Source organism: Actinokineospora lacus (assembly GCF_053813445.1).
In genome coordinates, this window is record NZ_JBQERA010000017.1 from 43,936 (window position 1) to 64,982 (window position 21,047).

Sequence of the window (21,047 nt, forward strand, 5' to 3'; positions counted from 1 at the left end):
TCAGCCCTCGATCAGGCCGCACTGGCGGGCGGCGTGCAGGAAGATGTCGGCGGCGGTGTCGATGTCCTCTGTGGAGTGCCGGGCGGTGACCGCGATCCGCAGGCGCGCCAGGGTGTTGGGCACCGCGGGCGAGACGACCGGGATGCCGACCACACCGGCCTTGCGGCACGCGGTGGCGTAGTCGTAGGCGGCCTCGTCGGACCCGGCGACCAGCGGCACGACCGCGGTCTCGCTCGAGAGCGTGCGCATCCCCGCCGCGGACACGATGTCCCGCAGGCGCGCGGACTCGCGCTGGATGTGGCGGACCCGCCAGGGCTCGGCCTCCATGATCCGCAGGGCGGCGAGCGCGGCGCCCGCCTGCGCGGGCGGCAGGGCGGCGGAGAACAGGAACGGGCGGGCGTTGTACTTCATGAACAGCATCAGCTCCGGGGAGCCGACCACCCAGCCGCCGGTCGACGGGATGCCCTTGGACAGCGTGCCGACCTTGATGTCCGCCCTGACCTGGTAGTCGAAGTGGTCCTCGATGCCCAGGCCGGACTTGCCGATCACGCCGAGGGCGTGGGCCTCGTCGACCATCAGCAGGGCCTCGTGCCTGTCGCACACCTCCCGCAGGGCGGGCAGCGGGGCGATGTCGCCGTCCATGGAGTAGACGCTGTCGACGATCACCAGCCGGACGCCGTCGCCCGCGGCCGCGCTCAGGCGGCGGTCGAGGTGGTCGGGGTCGTTGTGCCGGAACCGGGTGACGGTGGCGCCGCTGAGCTGGCAGCCGTCGACGATGCTGGCGTGGTCGTACTTGTCGATGAACACGTGGTCGCCCGCGCCGACGAGGGCGGCGATGGTGCCGACGTTGACCGCGTAGCCGGAACCGAAGACCAGCGCCGACTCCCGGCCCAGCAGCCGGGCGACCTCGCCCTCCAGCTCCTCGTGCAGCGGCGTCGACCCGGCCAGCGCCCGGACGCCGTGGGCGCCGGTGCCGTAGGTGTCGACGGCGGCCTTGGCCGCGGCCACGACGCGCTCGTCGCCGCCGAGGCCGAGATAGCTGTAGCCGGACATCATCAGCAGGCGCTCGCCGTAGAGGTCGACGTAGGCGGAATCGCGCTCGGGGGTGTACGGCATGAAGCTGTTGCGCCGCTCAGGGGTGGACTCCAGCGCGCCCAGCCGCTTGCGGATCGCCGCCAGGCGCGGCGCCAGTCGGTTCCATGCAGCAGTCACGTGCTTCTCCTTTATCCGGGCCGCGCCGGCAATTGGCTGTCTTCTCTGTTGGCGATTTCTACGGCAGCAACCGCAAGAGCGGCGCAACATGAACACGTCAGGGCGGTGTCATCAACGGTCTTGACAGCTGGAAGCGGTACCGCTGTACGCTTTTGGGCAAGTACCCGGCGAATACGTGAGAAACGCCCGTTTGGCGTATTCCACCTTTTGGCCTATGGGGGTAGGTGTTCGCCGCTAATAAGCAGGGGGAACGATGACCACTCCGTTGCAGCCATGCTGATCCGACTGACCGGCCTGGTCGCCGTCGAGGAGGCCGGGCGCCCTCCGCGACCGCTGTCCAGTGCCCAGACGCAGGTGGCCTTCGCCCGGCTCGTGCTGGAGCGGGCCACCGGGACCGACCGCAACCGGCTCGCCGACACCGTGTGGCCCGAGGGGCTGCCCGACACCTGGGCCTCGGCGCTGCGCAGCGTCGTCAGCCGGGTGCGGACGCTGCTGCCCGGACCGCTGACCTCGGCGGGCGGGCGTTATGTGCTGACCCTGCCCGATGACGCCGAGGTGGACCTGGAGATCGCCGAGCGCTCGCTCCGGCGGGCCAGGGCCGCCCTGGCCGCGGGCGAGCACGCGGGCGCCCGCGCGGCCGCGACCGAGGCGATCGGCTACCTGCGCGAGCCGTTCCTGCCGCAGCACGAGGGCGAGTGGGTCGCGGGCGTGCGCGAGCACGTCGAGGCGCTGCTGCTCTCGGCGCTGGAGACCGCGTGCGCGGCGGCGGCCGCCCTGGGCGAGAACCGCGACGCGGTGCGGTTCGCGGAGGAGGCGGTGCGGCTGGTGCCGCTCAGTGAGAGCGCTCACCGCTGCCTGATGTCGGCGCACGCCGCGGGCGGCAACCGGGCCGACGCGCTGCGCGCCTACCAGCGACTGCGCCAGGTCCTGTCCGACGAGCTGGGGATCGACCCGTCACCGGAGACGCAGGCGGCGTACGTGGAGCTGCTGGGCGGCAGCGGCGAGCCGCGCACGGGCGCGGCGGCGGTGCGGGTGCCGTTCGTCGGCAGGCGCGCCGAGCTGGCCGCGCTGGCCGCGGCGTGGGCCCGCGCGGAGTCCGGCGCGGGCGGGCTCGTCCTGGTCGCCGGGGAGCGCGGCGCGGGGCGCACCCGCCTGGTCACCGAGGCCGCGCGCCGGATCGGCCGCGACGGCGGCCTGGTGATGTACGCCCACTGCTCGGGCGAGGGCGTGCGGCCCGTCGTGCGGGCGCTGGCCGACTTCGCGGCGGCGACACCGCCGGACGCGCTGTCCCCGCGTGCGCGCCGGGTGCTCGCCGACGTGGTGGCCCGCAGACCCGGCGACGACAGCGACGGCGCCGTGGCGGAACTGCTGGTCGAGCTGGCGCAGCAGCCGCTGTGCCTGGTGCTCGACGACCTCGACGCGGCGGAGGGCGCCGACAACGCGATGGTCGGGGCCGTGGTCGGGCTGGTGCGGCGGGTGCTGGCCAGGTCGGGGGTCCGGATGCTGGTGATGGCCACCTCCGGCCCGCGCGGCGTGCGGGAGCTGGACCGGCCCGAGCGGGTCGTGCTGGGCGGGCTGGACGAGTCCGACGTGCGGGCCCTGGCCCGGCACCTGGCGCCCGGCGTCGGGCACGTGCCGCCCGCGTACCGGCTGCGGGCCGACACCGCGGGCAACGCGGTGCTCGTCGTGGAGCTGCTGCGCTGGTACCGGGAAGGGCCCGGCGACCGGCCGCTGCCCGCCGGGGTGCACGACCACGCCGACGCGCTGCTCGGCGGGCTCGCCCCGGAGCCGTGCGCGCTGCTGCGGGCCGCGGCGGTCGCCGGTCCGGTCTTCGCCGCCGACCTGGTGGCCGAGACCGCGGAGCTCACCGGGGCCGCGGCGATGGACACGCTCGACCTGCTGGTCGCGGCGGGGCTGCTCACCGAGGTGCCCGGGTCGTCGCCGAAGTACCGCTACACCCACGACGTCGTGCGCCGCGCCGTCCTCGAGCGGCTGAGCCACACCCGGCGGCGCTGGCTGCACGGCCGCCTCGCCGACGCCCTGGAGCACCGCCGCGCCGACGACCCGGCCCGCCACAGCCGGGCGCTGGCCCGGCACCGGGCCGGGGGCGCCTCCCCCGACGGCGACACCCGCGCGGTGCAGGCCGGGTGGTACGCGGCGGCCTGGGCGACCCGCGAGGGCTCGCCCACCGAGGCGGTCCGGCTGCTGGAGCAGGCGCTGGCCCACGTGCCCGCCACCGACGCGGCCCTGCGCGCCGACGCCCTGACCCGCCTCGGCCTCGCCCAGGCCGACGCGGGCCGCCACGACTGCGACCAGACGCTGCTCGACGGCACCATCCAGGCCCTGCACACCGGCAGGCTCGCCACCGCGGCCCAGGCCGCCCTCGGGCTGGCCGACGCGGTGCGCACCCGTCCCCGGCTGCGCAGCGAGGCCGCGGCGATGATTGACCTGCTGCTGCGGCGGATGGGCCAGGGCGCCTCGGCGGTCGACGACGTCACCGTCGGCAGGCTGCTGGCCCACCAGAGCCTGCTGGGCACCCGGATCACCGCCGACGACACCGTCCGCCGGGCGATGTGCGCGATGAGCCGGGAGCTGCGGCTGCTCGAGGGCCCCGACCACACCCGCTGGCGGGCGAGCCTGGCGGGCGAGGCGCTGGCCGTGGCCGAGGCCGTCGGCGACACCACCGGCCGGGTCGTGGCCGCCCACCACCTCGCCGCGGCCGCCGAGCTGACCGGCGACCTGAGCACCCGCGACACCGCGCTGGCCGCCCTGGCCGCCGCGGTGGCCGACGGCACCGGGGTCGAGGTGACCGTCGGCGACATCCTCCTGCTGGAGCACGCCGTCGCGGTGGCCATCACCCGGGGCAGGCTCGCCGACCCGGCGACGTCCGCGCGGCCGACCCCGGTCCCGCCGGAGGTGGCCGCCGTGCTGACCCACTCGTCCCCGCCCGGCGCCTTGAGCGCGCGCCAGCGGCTGGTGGCCCGGTGGCTCAGCGGCGACCGCCCGACCGAGGAGCCGCTGGAGGGCATCGACCGCGCCCTCTCCGCCATCCTGCGCGGGGACCGCGGGGCGGCGCACCTGACCGTCCGCGCCTCGGCCATCGGGGCCGACCCGCTGCCCGCGGGCGACGAGTGGGCGCACGCGGTCGGGGTGCTGGCGCTGTGCGCGGTGGAACTGGGCGACGCGACGACGGCGGCGGCCGTGGCCTCGCTGCTGACGCCGTACGCGGAGCTGACCTGCGGCACCGGCTACCGCAGCTTCGTCGGGACGGCCGCCTTCCACCTGGGCAGGCTCTCGGTGGTCACCGGCGACTGGGACGGCGCCGAGCGCTACCTCTCCGCCGCGATCGCCCAGCTCTCGACCCGCCGCGCCCGCCCGTGGATCGCCGTGGCCCAGCAGTCTCTGGCCGAGGCCCTGGTCAACCGCGGCCGCATGGGCGACCTGCGCGCCGCGGCGGCGCTGCGCACCGAGGCCACCTGGACCCTGAGCAGCCTCGGCCTCCGCCACTGCGCCTGAGCGGCACGCCTCCAGCGGACCACGCAGCGGAACACGGGGCGGAACACGGGTGGGACGGCGCCGAGCGGCCCTGCCACACGCGGGGCGCCGATCAGCGGCCACGAGGTGCGCCTGGGCTCGTGGCGGCCGGCTGCCCGCTACCCCGGGCCGACCGGGCCCGCCGTGCCGATCACCACGGTCGCGTCCGGGTCGTCGATCACCTCGGCGCGCAGGCCGCACCGGCCGAACAGCCCGACCACCGGCGCCACCTGGCGCTCCCCCACCTCGATCAGCAGGCAGCCGCCGGGGGCCAGCCAGTCCACCGCCCCGGACGCCACCCTGCGATGGACGTCGAGCCCGTCGCCGCCGCCGTCCAGGGCGATCAGCGGCTCGTGGTCGCGCGCTTCCGGCGGCATCAGCGCGATCGCGCCCGCGGGCACGTAGGGCGCGTTGGCGGCCAGCACCTCGACCCGTCCGCGCAGCCCGTCCGGCAGGGCGCCGTAAAGATCCCCCTGGAACACCCGCCCGTCACCCAGGTTCCGCCGGGCACACCGCACCGCCACCGGGTCGATGTCCGCCGCGACCAGCGACACCCGCCCCAGCGCGGCCTCGACGGCGGCCCCCACCGCCCCCGACCCGCAGCAGAGGTCGACCACCACCGAACCCGGCCGGGCCCGCGCCACCGCCTCGCGCACCAGCACCTCGGTGCGCCGTCGGGGGACGAACACCCCGGGCTCGACCGCGATCCGCAGCCCGCAGAACCGCGCCCACCCCAGCACGTGCTCCAGCGGCTCCCCCGCCACCCGCCGCGCCACGAGGTCCGCGCCACCCGGCGCCGCCAGCAGCAGCGCCGCCTCGTCCTCGGCGAACACGCACCCCGCCGCCCGCAACCGGGCCACCGTCTCCACGTACGTCACCGCCGGGAGCCTAGGCCGTGGTCCCGACGCACGACCCCACCAGCCACAGCACCAATTTCCGGGCCGGTTACAGGGCACAAACCCCAGGGCCACACCCACAAGGCCACAACACAGGGCTCAGCCAGAGCGCCACAACCACGGGATCGCAACCACAGAGCTACAGCCACAGGGGCACAGCCACAAGGTCACAGCTACAGGGCCACCCGCACCAGCGCGCCGTCCTCCACGAACTCCGCCTCCACCCGGTGCTCCCCCGCCAGCACCACCAGCACCGGCAGCCCCGCGCACGCGTGCCACAGGTGCGACATCAGCGACACCGACCCCCCGTCGGCGAGGTGCGCGTCGTCGAGGACCAGCACCACCGGCGAGCGGGCGGCCAGCGCCCGCAGCCACGCCTCCACCGCGTCGTAGAGCCGGTCCCCGTCAGCCGCGCAGGCCAGCCGGGCGCCCCCCACCCGCGCCCCCACCTCCGGCAGCAGCGCCGCGATCTCGTCGGCCCACCCCTGCAAGTCAGCCCACAGCCGCTCCCGCCCGCAGTTCGCCGCGTAGTACCCGAACGCCTCCCGGAACGCGCCGTAGGGCGAGCCCGTCCAGCCCCCGCGCAGCACCAGGGCGCCCCCGGCGTGCAGCCGCAGCGCCAGCTCGGCCACCACCCCGGTCCGCTCCACCGCGGTGCCCCCGGTCACCGCCACCACCCGCCCCGCCCCGGACCACCCCGACACCGCCGCCTCCACGTACCCCGCGGCCTCCCCGGTGCCCTCCTGCACCGCCCGCCGCGCCCACGCCACGTTGGACGACGCGTCGATCTGCTCCACCCGCATCTCGTAGACCCGCTCGGGCTCCTGTCCCGGCCCCGGCGTCCACAGCCCCCGGTCGAGCAGATCGATCCCCGCGGGCAGGGTCGGGCCCGCCACCACGGCGGTCGGCGCGGTGGCCAGGATCTGGCCCGGCGCCGCAGTCGCCAGCAGCCGGTGGGCGTTGCCCAGCGCCGTCCGGCCCGGGAAGTCCCGGTCGGCCGCCGCGGTGCACAGCACGACGCGCAGGCCCGTCGCGGTCAGGGCGGCGATGACCTCGAGCGCGGCCCGTGTCGCGTCGCACACGCTGTGGTACACCGCGCTGACCAGGCGCCGGTCGACCGAGGCCACCAGGAGCGCGGTCACCATTCCGGGTAATGGATTCGAGCGGACCTCGGACATGGGTGCCCCCTTGCGACCACTCACAGCAGGAATGTAGTCCAAGACTAAGTCCGCGATGCCAAAGAATCAACGTCACGAAAAGCGCTACGGAAAGCGCCGGAAAGCTGTTATCCATGAGGTAGTCGAAATGATTACCCCACCAAAAGCAGAAAGCGGCGGTTGGGCCGGAAGGCCCAACCGCCGCCACCGCCGGATATCAGGTCACCGACACACCGCCGTCGATGCTGATGACCTGTCCGGTCATGTAGTCGCCGTCGAGGAAGAGCGCCATGCTGCGGGCGACCTCCTCGGTGGTGCCGAACCTCGGCACCGGCGCCTTGTCCTTGATCGAGGCCATGACCTGGTCCGACAGGTCCTTGGTCATGTCCGTGATCATGAAGCCCGGCGAGAGCGCGTTCACCGTCACCCCGCGGCGGCCGCACTCGGCGGCCAGGGTGCGGGTGAACCCGATGACGCCGGATTTCGAGGCGCCGTAGGCGGTCTGGCCCGCCGTGGCGATGATCCCCGACGGCGAGACCACGTTGATGATCCGCCCCCACCGCTGCCGCAGCATGTGCCCGACGGACACCCGCGCGGTGTGGAAAGTGCCGATCAGGTTGGTCTCGATGACCTCCCGCCAGTCGGCCGGGTCCTGCATGGCCATCAGCGAGTCCTTGCGGACGGCGCCGTTGTTGACCAGCACGTCGATCGGGCCCAGCTCCGCGGCGACGGCCGCGTGGATCTGCTGCACCGCCTCCCACGACGCCACGCTGCCGCCGACCACGCAGGACGGGTTCTGCAACTTCTCCGCGACCGCGAGGGCGCGGTCCCTGGAGCTGTTGTAGTGCACCGCCACCCGGCAGCCCAGCGCGTCGAGCTCCATCGCCAGTGCCTGGCCCAGCCCGCCGGAGGCCCCGGTGACCAGCGCCACCGGCGCCTCCGGCCGGATGCCGGAAATGGCCTTGCTCATCGCGGTCCTCCCCACTCCAGCAGCACCGAACCCCAGGTCATGCCCGCTCCGAAGCCCGCGAGCAGCACCAGGTCGCCCTGGCGGATCCGGCCGCTGTCCAGCGCCTCGGCCAGCGCGATCGGGATTGACGCCGACGCGGTGTTGCCGTAGCGCTCGAGGTTGGTGACCAGCTTCTCGGGCGGGAGACCGGTGTGGCTGAGGATCGAGTTGATGATGCGGATGTTGGCCTGGTGCGGGACCACGTGGTCGATGTCGTCGGGACCGACCTTGGCCTGCTCCAGGGTTGCCTTCACGGTGCGCACGGTGAAGCGCACCGCGTTGAGGTAGATCTCGTTGCCGTTGATCTTGGCGTAGTGCAGGCCCTGGTCCACGGTGTCGGCCGTGGTGGGCATCCGGCTGCCGCCCGCGACGACCTTGAGGCTGTCGTGGCGGGAGCCGTCGGCGCCCAGGTTCCACGCCCGCACCCAGGTTTCCGGGGTCGGGGTCATGACCACGGCGCCCGCGCCGTCACCCACCAGGATGCTCAGGTCCCGGTCGGCCGGGTCCACGGTGAGCGAGTGGGTGTCCGACCCGATCAGCAGGATCGGGCGCGGGTCGAGCGCCATGAGCGCGGCGCCGGTCATGAGGCCGTAGACGAAGCCGGAGCACTCCGCGTTGACGTCGTGGGCGGACCCGGCGATGCCGAGGCCGTGGTGCACGAACGCCGACGTGGCCGGGGAGAGCTGCTCCGGCGTGGCGGTGGCGACGATCAGGTGCGCGATGTCCGCCCCGGTCAGACCCGCCTTGTCCAGCGCGCGGCGGCCGGCCTCGATGGCCAGGGACGCGGTTGTCTGGCCGGGTTCGACGATCCGGCGCTCACGGATGCCGCACCGGCTGACGATCCAGTCCTCGTCCACGCCCAGGCGCTCGGCCAACTCGACACTGGTCAGGACCTGATCGGGGACGGACACACCCCACCCGGCGATCTCGAAGCCGTTCACGGCCGGGCCTAGGCGGCGGGCGCGAGGGCCAGCAGGCGCTCGTGCACGGTGCGCAGGGTCGTCGTGTCGTCGATGTCCTTGAACAGCGACTCGTCGGCCGGGATGGTCGGGTACTGGTTCTGGAACCCGTACAGCCACTCCATGAGGTCCAGGGAGTCGACATCGGCGATCTGCAGCAGCGGGGCGTCGACGTCGACCTCATCGGCGCCGGACACGGCCTGCAGCTGGGACGCCAGCTCCTCGACGTTGGGCAGTTCCATCTCGATAGCTCCTCACACCTCGGGACGTCCGGCGCTGGTCCGGCTCTGCCACGGATACAAGCGGGTTTCGCGCAACGGAAGCGCAATTCGCGCCGTGTTGCGCCGCTGTTGCGTCCGACCCGATCAACTCGTGCCGCACAAGGAGGACGGAAGACATCACCCGGAATGAGGCAGGCATGACGACGGTGGAGCGTAAGACGGTCAACCCCGAGGTCGACGCGATCCGGCACCACTACGAGGTCGGCAACGACCTGTACCGGATCATCCTCGGCGAGCCGATGATGTACTCCGGCGGCTACTGGGAGGACGGGGAGGACCTGCGCGCCACCCACACCGAGGCCCAGTACCGCAAGCTGGACAAGTTCATCGAGCTGGCGGGCGCGGCGGGCGCGAAGAAGGTCCTCGACATCGGCAGCGGCTGGGGCACCATGCTCGACCGCGTGACCCGCGTGCACGGCGCGGAGAAGGCCGTCGGGGTGACGCTGAGCCGCACCCAGAAGGAGTTCGTCGACGGCCTCGGCAACCCCGACGTCGAGGTGATCGTCGAGTCGTGGGAGGACCACACCACCGACGAGCCCTACGACGCCGCCTTCTGCGTCAACGCCCTGGAGCACTTCGTGCTCTCGTCGCTGCCGCCCAAGGAGCGCGTGAAGCGCTTCCGCGCGTTCTTCGAGCAGTGCCACCGGCTCATCAAGCCCGGCGGCAAGCTGGTGCTGCACATCATGACCATCGAGAACCCGCCGCTGCGCCGGGAGCTCATCGACGACCTGAAGTTCCTGCAGCGCGAGGAGTTCGCCGGGTGCTACATCCCGCACCTGCACGACCTGGCCCAGGCGATGGAGAACTCCTTCTACGTCGAGGAGATCGTCAACGAGCCGCTGTCGTTCTCGCGCGCCTGCCGGGTGTGGCTGGAGTTCCTGGCCGAGCGCCGCGAGGAGGCCGTCGCCCTGGAGAGCGAGGAGGTCGTGGCCCGCTTCGAGCGCTACCTCGACATCTTCGCCTACACCCTGGAAGACGGCGTCTTCAACAACTTCCGCATGACCCTGACCCGGCGGGCCTGAGGAGGGAACGACATGACCAGCACCATCAACCCCGCGGTCCCCCGGACCGAGGAGAACACCGGGCGGCCCGTCCCGCACTTCCGCGTCGCGGTCGTCGGCACCGGGTTCTCCGGCCTCGGCATGGCGATCCGGCTCAAGCAGTCCGGCGTGGAGGACTTCGCCGTCTTCGAGCGCGCCGACGAGGTCGGCGGCACCTGGCGGGACAACTCCTACCCCGGCTGCGCCTGCGACGTGATGTCGCTGCTGTACTCGTTCTCCTTCGCGCAGAACCCGGACTGGGACCACACCTTCGGCAAGCGCGACGAGCTCTACGCCTACCTGCGCGACTGCGCCGACAAGTTCGGCGTCCGCCCGCACATCCGGTTCCGGCACGAGCTGCTGGGCGCGCGCTGGGACGACATGGAGCGCCGCTGGCACATCGAGACCACCGGCGGGGACTACACCGCGCAGGTCCTGGTCACCGGCACCGGCTACCTCAGCGACCCGGTGGTCCCGAACATCGCCGGTCTCGGCGAGTTCACCGGCGAGGTCTTCCACTCGGCGAACTGGAACCACGACTTCGACCTGACCGGCAAGCGGGTGGCCGTCATCGGCACCGGCGCCTCGGCCATCCAGTTCGTGCCGAAGATCCAGCCGCGGGTGGGGCAGCTGTACCTGCACCAGCGGACCGCGCCGTGGGTCGGTCCCAAGGCGGACAAGGAGATCAGCAAGCGCACCCGCTGGATGCGCAAGCGCCTGCCCGGCTACCAGAACTTCCGGCGCAACTTCAACATGTGGGGCCGCGAGGTGCTGGCGTTCATGCTGGCGCGCCCGGCCGTCGCCGAGAAGACGATCCAGGGCATGGCGGCCAAGCACCTGGCCAAGAGCGTCGGCGACCCAGAGCTGCGCGCCAAGCTGACCCCGGACTTCACCGTGGGCTGCAAGCGCCTGCTGTTCTCCAACGACTGGTACCCGGCGATCCAGCAGGCCAACGTGGAGGTCGTGACCGAGGGCATCGCCCGGGTCACCGCGAACTCCGTGGTCACCGCCGACGGCTCGGAGCGGACCGTGGACGCCATCATCCTCGGCACCGGCTTCGCCGCGACGAACCGCCCGGTCGCGGGCCGCCTCTACGGCCGCGACGGCGTGCAGCTGGCCGACGCCTGGAAGCAGCACGGCATGTCCGCCTACGCGGGCACCACCGTGGCGGGCTTCCCGAACCTGTTCATGCTGCTGGGCCCCAACACCACGCTGGGCCACTCCTCGCAGACGGTCATGATCGAGGCCCAGATCGCGCACGTGCTCGACGCGCTGAAGCTGATGGACAGCCGCAACCTGTCCAGTGTGGAGGTTCGCGCCGAAGCGCAGGAGGAGTACAACACCCGCCTGGACGCCAAGCTCGACGGCACCGTCTGGCACGCGGGCGGCTGCAAGAGCTGGTACATGGACGACACCGGCCGCAACCCCTCGATCTGGCCGACCTACACCTGGCGATTCCGCAAGGCCACCAAGCACGCCGACCCCGCCGCCTACCGGCTGGCGACCTCGGCCGACGCGAGCGCCCCCCAAACCGTGACCAACCGGTGAACGATGTGGAGAGAGCAATGACGAGATCGGTTTCCCGGCGGGGCATCCTCAGGGGCGGCGCGGCCGCCGGGGCCGCCGCCGTGGTCGGCTGGAGCGCGGCCAACTCGATGTGGGTGACCACGGCGCAGGCGGCTCCGGCGGGCATGGCGAGCGTCCCGACCCTCGAGGGCACGCTGGACTACTCGGCCGCCGCGCTGACCGGGTTCGGCAAGGACTTCGGCGAGCTGGTCACCGGCGCCCCGCAGGCGGTGCTGCGGCCGGGCTCGGTCAACGACATCGTCAAGATGGTGCAGTTCGCCCGGCGCAACCGGCTGACGATCGCCATGAACGGGCAGAGCGGCAACGGCACGGACCTGGAGTCGCACTCCAACTACGGCCAGGCCCTGACCCGCGGCGGCATCGCCATCGACTCCCGCGGCCTCAACAAGATCCACTACATCAGCCGCACGCACGCCCTGGTCGACGCGGGTGTCACCCTGGCCCAGCTGACCGACGCCGCGCTGGCCCAGGGCCTGACCCCGGTGGGCCTGACCGACTACCTGCACCTGTCGATCGGCGGCACGATCAGCGTCGGCGGCGTCGGCGGCACCGTGCAGAAGTTCGGCCTGCAGTGCGACGTGGCCGAGGCCATCGAGATCGTCACCGGCACCGGCGAGCTGCTGACCGCCTCGGCCGGGCACCGCACCGACCTGCTCGAGTCCGCCCTCGGCGGCAACGGCCAGTTCGGCATCATCACCAAGGCACTGGTCAAGCTGGTGCCCGCGCCGACCAAGGCGCTGGTGCAGAACCTGTTCTACAACAGCCTGGACGCCTTCGTGGCCGACCAGGAGAAGATCATGCTGGACGGCCGGTTCAGCCACCAGGAGGGCGAGATCGTCCGCACCCCGGACGGCAGCGGCTGGCGCTACAAGATCGAGGCGGTGTCCTACTACACCGACGCCACCGCGCCCGACCGCGCCCGGCTGCTCAGCGGCCTGTGCGACGTGCGCTCGGACATCCAGGTCACCGAGTACCCCTACCGGGACTGGCTGTTCCGCCTCGACCCGCTGGAGGTGCTGCTCAAGGAGGGCGGCTTCTGGACCCAGGCCAAGCCGTGGCTGAGCCTGGTCGTGCCGTCCTCGACGATCAAGCGGTTCATCCCCTCGGTGGTCTCCGAGCTGGTCCCCGAGGACCTGGGCGTCGGCTTCTCCGGGCTGTACCCGCTGCGCCGCTCGAAGCTGACCCGGCCGTTCTTCATGCTGCCGGAGAACCGCGAGGAGAAGCTGTGGCTGTTCGACCTGCTGCGCTTCCCCTTCCCCGACGACCCCGGCATCTCCCGGATGCTTGAGCAGAACCGCAGGCTCTACGACCTGGGCGTCTCCCTGGGCGCCAAGCGCTACACCGTGGGCGCCATCCCGGGCATGACCGGCGCGCAGTGGCGCACCCACTTCGGCCGCAACTGGACGCGCCTGGTCGACGCCAAGCGCCGCTACGACCCCGACCGCGTCCTCACCCCGGGACAGGGGTTCTTCGCCTGATCCCCCGCGCCGCGCGGCCCGCCCCTGCCTGGCGGGCCGCGTGGCGCGGCCACCTGCACTGGAAGGAGGCACCCCCATGACCCACTACGACCTGATCGACGAGGCATTCATCGACGCCCCGCCCGCCGCGGTGTGGACGGCGCTGGTCGACGAGCTGGCGGGCGCGCGCGCCTGGTGGACCCCGCACAACACCTTCGAGCCCGGCGCCACGCGTCCCGACGAGGTCGGCGGCGAGGTGCGGGTGACCGTGCACGCCAAGGGCGTGGACAACGGCGGCCCGAAGCTGCGCTTCACCGGCCGCACCACGGTTTCCGAGCCGCGGCGCCGTCTGGTGACCGAGTACTACGCCGGCGTCTTCCGCGGCCGCAGCGAGATCGTGCTCGACGCCGTGGACGGCGGGGAGCGGACCAGGATCGCGTTCCACTTCACCGCCCGCCCGCACGGCTGGCTGAGGTTCCTGGCCAAGGTCGTCGACATCGGCCTGCAGCACTCCAAGGGCACCCAGTCCGCCTTCACCAACCTCAACGCGCTCGTCGGCGGGCGCGCGGCCGTGGGCGGGCGGCGGTGAGCCTGCCCGCGGGCCGCACCCCCGCGACGAAGAACGAGCGGCGCGTCCGGGTCTCCGACGGCGCGGTGCTCGCGGTGACGACGCAGTCCCCGGACACGCCCACCACGACCACCGCGGTGCTCGCGCACGGCTGGGGCGCCACCCGCGCGCTCTGGCGGACGGTGGCGCCCCGGCTGCTGGCCGCCGGGCTGCGCGTGGTCAGCTACGACCAGCGCGGCCACGGCGAGTCCGGGCTGGGCCGCGACGGCATCACCATCGCCCGCGTCGGCCAGGACCTGGCCGAGGTGCTGGCCGAGACCGAGACCCGCGACGCGATCCTGGTGGGCCACTCCGGCGGCGCGTTCGGCATCCTGTCGCACGTCACGGCCGGGTCCGCCGACGGCGTGCGCGGCCTGGTGCTGCTGGCCGCCGCCGCGCACGACCAGGACACCCCGCACAAAGAGGTCAAGCTGATGGGCAACCCGGTGTTCCACTGGGCGCTCAACCGCCGGTTCCTCGGGCGCAAGATGCTGCGGCACACCCTGGGCGACAAGCCTTCCGGCGCGGTGGCCGAGCTCAACCGGAAGATGTTCGCCGAGACCCCGCGCACGGTGCGCTCGGACTGCTTCGCGTCCTCGCGCGGCATGGACCTGCGCGAGGCGCTGTCCCGGGTCACCGTGCCCGCGGTGGTGCTGGCGGGCGACAAGGACAAGGTGGTCAAGCCCGAGCTGGGCGCCGTGGTGGCCGACGTGCTGCCCAGGGCCCGCCACGAGCTGATCCCCGGCGCCGGTCACATGCTGCCCCTGGAGACCCCGGAGCTCGTCATCCGGGCCGTCACCGAGCTGGCGGGCCGCTAGGGCCCGTCCTCGAACCCCGATCGCGATAGCCAGGCCGGGGTCTGAGGACAGGCCCCAGGCCGATCGTCCCGCACCCCGTCGCGGGTGCGGGACGCCGTCTGCCCCCTTGAGAGGACAACGGACGTGGACCTTCGCCAGTGGCTGCCCCGCGCGGTGGACGTCGCGCGGGAGTGGGGCGCGCGCTTCGGCCCCTTCACCCCGCACCCCTCCCACCAGGTGACCGACGGCGACTTCGCCGCGGCCTACGAGCGCTTCGCCAAGCGCATGGCGGACAACTACCCGTTCTTCCACCCCCGCTACGCCGGGCAGATGGTCAAGCCGCCGCACCCGGCGGCCGTGGTCGGCTACGCGACGGCGATGCTGTTCAACCCCAACAACCACGCCGCCGAGGGCGGGCCCGCCACCACCGAGATGGAGAAGGAGTGCGTCGCGGCGCTGGCCGGGATGTTCGGCCTGCCCGACGCGATCGGCCACCTCACCACCAGCGGCACCATGGCCAACCTGGAAGCGCTGCACGTGGCGCGCCAGGCCCACCCCGGCAAGGGGATCGCCTACAGCGCCGAGGCGCACTACACCCACGAGCGCATGTGCGGGCTGCTCGGCGTTCCCGGGCACCGGCTGCCGGTGGACGCCCGCGGCAGGCTGGACGTGGACGCGGTGCGCGACGCGCTGGCCACCGGCGAGGTCGGCACGGTCGTGGTCACCGCGGGGACCACCGGCCTCGGCGCGGTCGACCCGGTCCACGAGGTGGTCGAGCTGGCCCGCGCGCACGGCGCCCGGGTGCACGTCGACGCCGCGTACGGCGGCTTCCACGCCCTGCTGGGCCGCACCGGCGCGGGCGGGCTGGACCCGCGGCCGTGGCTGGCCATCGCCGAGTGCGACTCGGTGGTGGTCGACCCGCACAAGCACGGCCTGCAGCCCTACGGCTGCGGCGCGGTGCTCTACGCCGACCCGCGCTCGCGCCGGTTCCTGTCCCACGACTCCCCCTACACCTACTTCACCGACGCCGAGCTGCACCTGGGCGAGATCAGCCTGGAGTGCTCCCGGGCGGGCGCGGCCGCCGCGGCGTTCTGGCTGACGCTGCAGGTGCTGCCGCTGACGGCCGACGGCCTCGGCGCGGGCCTGCTCGCGGGCAGGCGGGCGGCGCTGGCCTGGGCCGATCGCATCGAGGACAGCGCCGAGCTGCGCCTGCACCAGCGGCCCGACCTCGACATCGTCACGTTCTTCCCGTCGGCGGGGTCGCTGTCCGCCGTGGACGCCGCATCCGAGGCGCTGATGCGCGCGGGCATGGGCGCCGCCGACGACCCGGTCTACCTGAGCCTGCTGCGCGTGGACGCCACCGCGTTCGCCCGCAGGCACCCGGATGTCGCGCCCGACGCGCCCGCCGCCCGGGTCGCGCGCAGCGTGCTGATCAAACCCGAGGCCGAGGACTACCTCGGCCACCTGCACGACCGGGTGTGCCGCCTGGCCACCCCAGACCGGCGGAGGGAGTCCCTTCGGTGACCCAACTCGACATCGCGCCACGCCACGCCGGGCGCGGCGACGTGCCCGCGCTGACCCGGATGCTCGCGGCGGCGTTCCAAGACGACCCGCTGACGCGCTGGATCCTGCCCGACCCCTCGGCCAGGCGGGCCGCCCTGCCCGGCTTCTTCGAGGTGTTCGTCGAGCTGTCGCTGGACCACGGCGGCATCCTCGTCACCGGCGACAGCGACGCGGCCCTGATGTACCTCTCGCCGACCGGGCTGGCCGCGGCGCACGAGCGCGACGACGAGGTCACCTGGCGGCTGGCCAACGCGGTGGGCAGCGGCGCGGCGCCACTGCTGACGATCCTGGGCATGCAGGCCGCCCACCACCCCGTGCACCGGGCGCACTACTACATCTCCTTCGGTGCCGTGCACCCCGACCTGCAGCGCACCCGGCGCATGCGGGACCTGTTGGGCTCGCTGACCGCCAGGGCCGACAGCGAGGGCATGCCGGTCTACACCGAGGCCAGCTCGCCCGGTGGCGCGGGCGCGTGCCGGGCGGCCGGGTTCGTCGGCGTCGGCACCGAGATCCAGCTCCCCGGCGGACCGACCCTGCGTCCATATTGGAGGGAACCGAGGTGAACGGCGACGACCGAGTCCTGATCTGGACCGCGGCGGAGGTGGAGCGCGGCGCGGTCCCGTACCGCCACCGGCACCGGCTGGCCGCGGTACTGCGCTGGAGCCAGGACTTCCTGGTCTCCTCCCACCCCGACCTGGGCCGCACCGGCCCTGTCTGCCCGTACACGCAGCCATCGCTGCGCAAGAACCTGTTCTACCTGGCGCTCTCCGCCAACCCGGCGGGTGATCTCGGCGCGACCGTGGCCGGGTTGCGCTCGTGGTACGAGAAGCTGGCCGCGGACCTGTCCGAGGACGACCGCGACCTGCTGACCGTGCTGATGGTGCTCCCGCACCTCGACCACACCGACTCCACGGCCCTGGACCGCCTGCAGCGCGCGGCGAAGGACGAGTTCGTCGCGGACGGCCTGATGATCGGCCAGTTCCACCCCGTGTGCGACGAGCCGGGCCTGTGGAACCCGGCCTTCCGCCCGCTGCGCGCCCCCGTCCCGCTGCTGGCCGTGCGCCGGATGCTGGTCTTCGACCTGCCCTTCCTGGTCGAGGACGACACCCACCTCGACGCCTACCTGCGCCTGTTCGCCCCGGACATCCCGGCCAGGGTCCGCGACCAGATCACCACCCGCCTGGCGGGCCACCCGGCCGCCCTGTCGGCCTGATCCGGACATGCCGCCATGACGACCACAGTGTCCACAGCAGACCTACCTTTCCGATTCGACATCCGCCACCTGGTCCCCGTGACCGCGGCCTGCCTGATCGCGTGGGTGGTGCACAGCAGCGCGGGACCGCAGCCGACCGGCTCGGCGAAGGCGCACGCCGCCGCCCTGCTCGGGCACCACGGCGGCGCGGACGCCTACGTCCCGCCGCCACCGGTCACCGCCGAGACGCTCGGGCACCTGCTCGGCGTCGCGCTCCTCGTCGTCCTGCCCGCCGCGCTCGTGGCCGCGGCGGCCCGAGCCCTGACCCGCCGCCGCGGCGGCGTGTCCGGCCTGGTCCTGTGCGCGGCCCTCACCGCGGCGGGCTGCGCGGCGGTGGCCGCGCTCACCGCCGTCCTCACCCTCGGCGGCTCGGCCGCCGACGACGCCGTGGTCGGCGCGGGCGCGCTGGTGGGACGGGTCATGTTCGTCGTCGCGGCGGTGTGCGCCGTGGTCTCCCGTGGAAGGCGGTACCTCCGATGATCAAGCGCAGAGACGCCATCACCCTGGGCGCGGTCGCAGGCGCGGCGGTGGCGCTGCCCACCGAGAAGCTGGTCGACGCCGTGCTCGGCCGGTCGTGGGCGGTGGAGGGCTTCACCCGCCCGCTGCCGATCCCGGCGGTGCTGCGCCCCAGCGCCGTGCGCCCCGACCACGACCACTACCGGCTCAGCGTCGCGGAGTCCACCGCGGAGATCCTGCCCGGGGTGGGCACCCGGGTGCTGACCTACAACGGGCAGTTCCCCGGCCCGACCATCCGCGCCCGCCAGGGCCGACCGGTCCGGGTGACGGTGGCCAACCGGATGTCCACCCCGACCGCGGTGCACCTGCACGGCGGCAACGTCCCCGCCGAGAGCGACGGCCACCCCAACGACGTCATCGCCCCCGGCCAGTCCCGCACCTACCACTACCCGAACTTCCAGCGCGCGGCCACGCTCTGGTACCACGACCACGCCCACCACCTGGAGGCCCAGCAGGTCTACAGCGGACTCTCCGGGCTCTACGTCGTGGACGAGCCGCGGTCGTGGCTGCGGCTGCCCGAGGGCGAGTTCGACGTCCCGCTGATGTTCCGCGACATCGCCCTCACCGACGACGGCCAGCTGCGCTGGGAGCTGTTCGGCCAGCCCAACCGCACCACGGTCCTGGTCAACGGCGCCGCCCAGCCGCACCTGCGGGTCCGCCGCCGCCACTACCGCCTGCGCCTGGTGAACTGCGCGAACGAGCGCCCGTTCACGTTCCGGCTGTCCAACGGCGCGGAGTTCACCCAGATCGCCAGCGACGGCGGCCTGCTGCCGCGCCCGCTGCGCCGCACCGAGATCGTGCTGACCCCGGCCGAGCGCGCCGACGTCCTGGTCGACTTCGGCGAGTTCCCCGCCGGGACGCAGATCCTGCTGGAGAACACCCTCGGCGAGGTCGACTCCGCCCGCCAGGTCATGCGCTTCGACGTCGTCGGCGACCGCGAGCACGACAACACCGAGATCCCCTCGACGCTGTACCCGGCCCCGCCCGCGCGCAGGCCGACGGTGACCCGCAGGGTGGAGCTGCGCTTCGACGAGGCGGCGGGGGTGTTCCTCATCAACGGCAGGCCGTTCGACGCCGAGCGGGTCGACTTCACCGTCCGCAGGGGCGCCACCGAGCTGTGGGAGATCACCAACGTCGACACCAAGTTCCAGATCCCGCACTCACTGCACCTGCACCTGATCCAGTTCCGGGTGCTGGACCGCGACGGCGTGCCGGTGCCGGAGTGGGAGGCCTACCCCAAGGACACGGTGTTCGCCCCGCCGGGCAGCACGACCCGCATCCTCGTCACCTTCGACAGCCCGTTCACCGGCCTGTTCCCGTTCCACTGCCACTTCGTCGACCACTCGTCGGTCTCGATGATGGCGCAGCTGCGGATCGTGCCGTGAGCTACAGGCCCAGGCAGTACAGCGCGAAGCCCGCGGTGGCGATCAGCCCGCGCAGGTGGTTGGCCCCGACCCACTTGCCCTCGAACGCCTTGCGCACCGCGCCCGGGTCCTTGACGCGGGCGACGGGCCCGGCCGCGTCGAGGCGGTTGTTGAGCGGGATGTTCACCGAGAAGGTGATCACCATGGCGAGCACGGTCAGCGCCGCGCCCGCGAGCACGGCGCCCCGGGCGGGCTCATCGCCGGTCAGCTCGATGACGGCCATAGCGATGCTGCCCAGCAGCGACCCCATGAACACCAGTCCGAACACGCCGTTCTGGATGAGCCGGTTGACGCGCTGCATCGTGTCGACGAAGGTGCGGTCGTCGACCTGGCCGAGGGCAGGCATGACCGAGATGGAGAAGGTGAAGAACAGCCCGGCGATCAGACCACTCGTCACCGTCGTGACGATCAACACGACCTCAGACATCCGACACCTTTCGACCCCGAGCCCGGATCGGGCAAACCTATCGGGTACCGCCGACATTGTGGATCACCCCGCTGACAGCGGGCTGACCCGCTCCCGCACCACCCAGACGCTCCACCCGATTTCGCGGCCGATCCATGTCCAAACGTCTAGGATGGGACCATGCACACGCTGGCGGACGACACCCTCACCGGCCTGCTGGACAGCCCCCGGGCACGCGGGGCCTTCCTCCTGCGGTCAATCCTCATCCCGCCGTGGTCGATGCGCATCCAGGACCGCGCCCCGCTGACCGTGGTCACGATGACCCGCGGCGCGGGCTGGGTGATCCCGGACTCGGGCACCCCGGTCCGGCTGAACCCCGGCGAGGTGGCCGTCATGCGCGGCCCGGAGGGCTACACCGTGGCCGACTCGCCGGAGACCGCCCCGCAGGTGATCATCCACCCCGGCCAGCGCTGCGTCACCGTCGACGGCCGCGACATCGGCAACTCCCGGGACCGGGGCGTCCGCACCTGGGGCGACGGCCCGGACGGCCAGGCGATCATGCTCAGCGGCACCTACCAGATGCAGCGCGAGGTGGGACAGCGCCTGTTCGGCGCGCTCCCGTCGGTGCTGGTGCGCCCGATCGACGTCGGCGACAGCGCGCTGGTCGCCCTCCTGGAAGCCGAGATGGGCAAGTCGGACCCCGGCCAGGAGCTGGTCCTGGACCGCATCCTCGACCTGGTCCTGGTCAGCGTCCTGCGCGCGTGGCTGGCCGACCCCGGCGACGGCGACCCGGCCTGGTACCGGGGCCAGCACGACCCCGCGGTCGGCCCGGCCCTGCGCCTGCTGCACTCCGACCCGTCCCACGGGTGGACGGTGGCCAACCTGGCGGGCCGGGTGGGGGTGTCCCGGGCCGCGCTGGCCCGCCGGTTCACCCAGCTGGTCGGCGAGCCGCCGATGAACTACCTCACCGGCCTGCGCCTGGCGATGGCGGCGGACCTGCTGCGCGAGCCGGAGGCCACGATCGGCTCGGTGGCGCGCAAGGTGGGCTACGGCAGCTCGTTCGCGCTCAGCGCCGCCTTCAAGCGGGTCAGGGGCATGAGCCCGCAGGAGTACATCCGCCAGTCGACCGGGCAGCGGTCCGGAAAGGACCTCGTCCCCGTCGGGTGACTGCTCGTGGGTGACTGGCTGTGCGGTAGCCGGTGTGAGTCGTACCCGATCGGTGTATCTCTTCTTTAATACACCGGAATTGGTGACGGAGCGCTGAGTTCTCATCTCGTCACCGTCTTGTCGGGTGAACACCTTTCGGTCGCGTATGGACGATACGGGCCCGGGGTAATACTTCGTGAGGGT

At 73.0% G+C, this 21,047-nt stretch carries 19 protein-coding genes; 12 read left to right on the forward strand and 7 right to left on the reverse strand.

Features of this window, described 5'->3' with window-relative positions; all coding sequences use genetic code 11:
* Positions 1-1,212 (reverse strand): aminotransferase class I/II-fold pyridoxal phosphate-dependent enzyme, encoded by a 1,212-nt coding sequence (locus ACTG9Q_RS30760; RefSeq protein WP_455576454.1) that lies wholly within the window; start codon positions 1,210-1,212, stop codon positions 1-3.
* Between the two features lie 273 nt (positions 1,213-1,485).
* On the opposite strand from ACTG9Q_RS30760, the gene ACTG9Q_RS30765 reads away from it, so the two are divergent.
* Positions 1,486-4,728 carry a BTAD domain-containing putative transcriptional regulator gene (locus ACTG9Q_RS30765; RefSeq protein WP_455576455.1) on the forward strand — a complete coding sequence of 1,081 codons (3,243 nt, stop codon included), beginning with the start codon at positions 1,486-1,488 and terminating at the stop codon, positions 4,726-4,728.
* Positions 4,729-4,865: 137 nt separating this feature from the next.
* On the opposite strand, the gene ACTG9Q_RS30770 is transcribed toward ACTG9Q_RS30765, so the two are convergent.
* The 5 genes from ACTG9Q_RS30770 to ACTG9Q_RS30790 all read right to left on the reverse strand — a co-directional run bounded on the left by ACTG9Q_RS30770 (position 4,866) and on the right by ACTG9Q_RS30790 (position 9,009).
* Positions 4,866-5,615, reverse strand: a complete 750-nt coding sequence (locus tag ACTG9Q_RS30770; protein ID WP_455576516.1) for a putative protein N(5)-glutamine methyltransferase — start codon at positions 5,613-5,615, stop codon at positions 4,866-4,868.
* Between the two features lie 200 nt (positions 5,616-5,815).
* The gene (locus tag ACTG9Q_RS30775; RefSeq protein WP_455576456.1) at positions 5,816-6,787 is read right to left on the reverse strand and encodes an AAA family ATPase; all 972 of its coding nucleotides are present in this window, start codon (positions 6,785-6,787) and stop codon (positions 5,816-5,818) included.
* Positions 6,788-7,016: 229 nt separating this feature from the next.
* Complete coding sequence (locus ACTG9Q_RS30780; RefSeq protein ID WP_455576457.1) at positions 7,017-7,769, reverse strand: SDR family NAD(P)-dependent oxidoreductase; 753 nt, start codon at positions 7,767-7,769, stop codon at positions 7,017-7,019.
* A complete protein-coding gene (locus ACTG9Q_RS30785; RefSeq protein ID WP_455576458.1) occupies positions 7,766-8,749 on the reverse strand; it encodes a 3-oxoacyl-ACP synthase III family protein in 984 nt (327 codons plus the stop codon). The genes ACTG9Q_RS30780 and ACTG9Q_RS30785 overlap by 4 nt, the downstream gene beginning before the upstream one ends.
* Before the next feature lie 8 nt (positions 8,750-8,757).
* Positions 8,758-9,009: a hypothetical protein gene (locus ACTG9Q_RS30790; RefSeq protein WP_455576459.1), complete on the reverse strand. Its 252-nt coding sequence runs from the start codon at positions 9,007-9,009 to the stop codon at positions 8,758-8,760.
* Between the two features lie 176 nt (positions 9,010-9,185).
* Here ACTG9Q_RS30790 and ACTG9Q_RS30795 point away from each other — a divergent pair, with 176 nt between their 5' ends.
* From ACTG9Q_RS30795 to ACTG9Q_RS30840, 10 genes are all read left to right on the forward strand, one after another.
* On the forward strand, positions 9,186-10,070 hold the full coding sequence (locus ACTG9Q_RS30795; protein WP_455576460.1) for a class I SAM-dependent methyltransferase: 885 nt from the start codon (positions 9,186-9,188) through the stop codon (positions 10,068-10,070).
* 12 nt (positions 10,071-10,082) lie between these two features.
* Positions 10,083-11,636 carry a flavin-containing monooxygenase gene (locus ACTG9Q_RS30800; protein ID WP_455576461.1) on the forward strand — a complete coding sequence of 518 codons (1,554 nt, stop codon included), beginning with the start codon at positions 10,083-10,085 and terminating at the stop codon, positions 11,634-11,636.
* A 17-nt stretch (positions 11,637-11,653) separates the two neighbouring features.
* On the forward strand, positions 11,654-13,153 hold the full coding sequence (locus ACTG9Q_RS30805) for an FAD-binding protein (protein ID WP_455576462.1): 1,500 nt from the start codon (positions 11,654-11,656) through the stop codon (positions 13,151-13,153).
* Positions 13,154-13,229: 76 nt separating this feature from the next.
* Positions 13,230-13,721: an SRPBCC family protein gene (locus ACTG9Q_RS30810; RefSeq protein ID WP_455576463.1), complete on the forward strand. Its 492-nt coding sequence runs from the start codon at positions 13,230-13,232 to the stop codon at positions 13,719-13,721.
* The gene (locus tag ACTG9Q_RS30815; RefSeq protein ID WP_455576464.1) at positions 13,718-14,557 is read left to right on the forward strand and encodes an alpha/beta fold hydrolase; all 840 of its coding nucleotides are present in this window, start codon (positions 13,718-13,720) and stop codon (positions 14,555-14,557) included. Before ACTG9Q_RS30810 ends, ACTG9Q_RS30815 begins: the two co-directional genes overlap by 4 nt.
* Before the next feature lie 123 nt (positions 14,558-14,680).
* Complete coding sequence (locus tag ACTG9Q_RS30820) at positions 14,681-16,060, forward strand: pyridoxal phosphate-dependent decarboxylase family protein (RefSeq protein WP_455576465.1); 1,380 nt, start codon at positions 14,681-14,683, stop codon at positions 16,058-16,060.
* Complete coding sequence (locus ACTG9Q_RS30825) at positions 16,057-16,662, forward strand: hypothetical protein (protein WP_455576466.1); 606 nt, start codon at positions 16,057-16,059, stop codon at positions 16,660-16,662. Before ACTG9Q_RS30820 ends, ACTG9Q_RS30825 begins: the two co-directional genes overlap by 4 nt.
* On the forward strand, positions 16,659-17,312 hold the full coding sequence (locus ACTG9Q_RS30830) for a DUF6875 domain-containing protein (RefSeq protein WP_455576467.1): 654 nt from the start codon (positions 16,659-16,661) through the stop codon (positions 17,310-17,312). Before ACTG9Q_RS30825 ends, ACTG9Q_RS30830 begins: the two co-directional genes overlap by 4 nt.
* Before the next feature lie 15 nt (positions 17,313-17,327).
* Positions 17,328-17,831, forward strand: coding sequence for a hypothetical protein (locus ACTG9Q_RS30835; RefSeq protein WP_455576468.1), 504 nt, complete (start codon positions 17,328-17,330; stop codon positions 17,829-17,831).
* A complete protein-coding gene (locus ACTG9Q_RS30840) occupies positions 17,828-19,252 on the forward strand; it encodes a multicopper oxidase family protein (RefSeq protein WP_455576469.1) in 1,425 nt (474 codons plus the stop codon). The genes ACTG9Q_RS30835 and ACTG9Q_RS30840 overlap by 4 nt, the downstream gene beginning before the upstream one ends.
* A gap of 1 nt (position 19,253) precedes the next feature.
* Here ACTG9Q_RS30840 and ACTG9Q_RS30845 read toward each other — a convergent pair whose 3' ends face one another.
* Positions 19,254-19,718, reverse strand: a complete 465-nt coding sequence (locus ACTG9Q_RS30845) for an anthrone oxygenase family protein (protein WP_455576470.1) — start codon at positions 19,716-19,718, stop codon at positions 19,254-19,256.
* A gap of 159 nt (positions 19,719-19,877) precedes the next feature.
* Here ACTG9Q_RS30845 and ACTG9Q_RS30850 point away from each other — a divergent pair, with 159 nt between their 5' ends.
* Entirely contained in the window at positions 19,878-20,864 is a 987-nt protein-coding gene (locus tag ACTG9Q_RS30850; RefSeq protein ID WP_455576471.1) for an AraC family transcriptional regulator, read from the forward strand.
* The last annotated feature ends 183 nt before the right edge of the window (positions 20,865-21,047 follow it).

Coding starts and splice junctions, on each gene's coding strand:
- ACTG9Q_RS30765 (WP_455576455.1), top strand. CDS start 1,486: ATGCTGATCCGACTGACCGGCCTGGTCGCCGTCGAGGAGGCCGGGCGC.
- ACTG9Q_RS30775 (WP_455576456.1), bottom strand. CDS start 6,787: ATGGTGACCGCGCTCCTGGTGGCCTCGGTCGACCGGCGCCTGGTCAGC.
- ACTG9Q_RS30780 (WP_455576457.1), bottom strand. CDS start 7,769: ATGAGCAAGGCCATTTCCGGCATCCGGCCGGAGGCGCCGGTGGCGCTG.
- ACTG9Q_RS30790 (WP_455576459.1), bottom strand. CDS start 9,009: ATGGAACTGCCCAACGTCGAGGAGCTGGCGTCCCAGCTGCAGGCCGTG.
- ACTG9Q_RS30795 (WP_455576460.1), top strand. CDS start 9,186: ATGACGACGGTGGAGCGTAAGACGGTCAACCCCGAGGTCGACGCGATC.
- ACTG9Q_RS30800 (WP_455576461.1), top strand. CDS start 10,083: ATGACCAGCACCATCAACCCCGCGGTCCCCCGGACCGAGGAGAACACC.
- ACTG9Q_RS30805 (WP_455576462.1), top strand. CDS start 11,654: ATGACGAGATCGGTTTCCCGGCGGGGCATCCTCAGGGGCGGCGCGGCC.
- ACTG9Q_RS30810 (WP_455576463.1), top strand. CDS start 13,230: ATGACCCACTACGACCTGATCGACGAGGCATTCATCGACGCCCCGCCC.
- ACTG9Q_RS30835 (WP_455576468.1), top strand. CDS start 17,328: ATGACGACCACAGTGTCCACAGCAGACCTACCTTTCCGATTCGACATC.
- ACTG9Q_RS30840 (WP_455576469.1), top strand. CDS start 17,828: ATGATCAAGCGCAGAGACGCCATCACCCTGGGCGCGGTCGCAGGCGCG.
- ACTG9Q_RS30845 (WP_455576470.1), bottom strand. CDS start 19,718: ATGTCTGAGGTCGTGTTGATCGTCACGACGGTGACGAGTGGTCTGATC.
- ACTG9Q_RS30850 (WP_455576471.1), top strand. CDS start 19,878: ATGCACACGCTGGCGGACGACACCCTCACCGGCCTGCTGGACAGCCCC.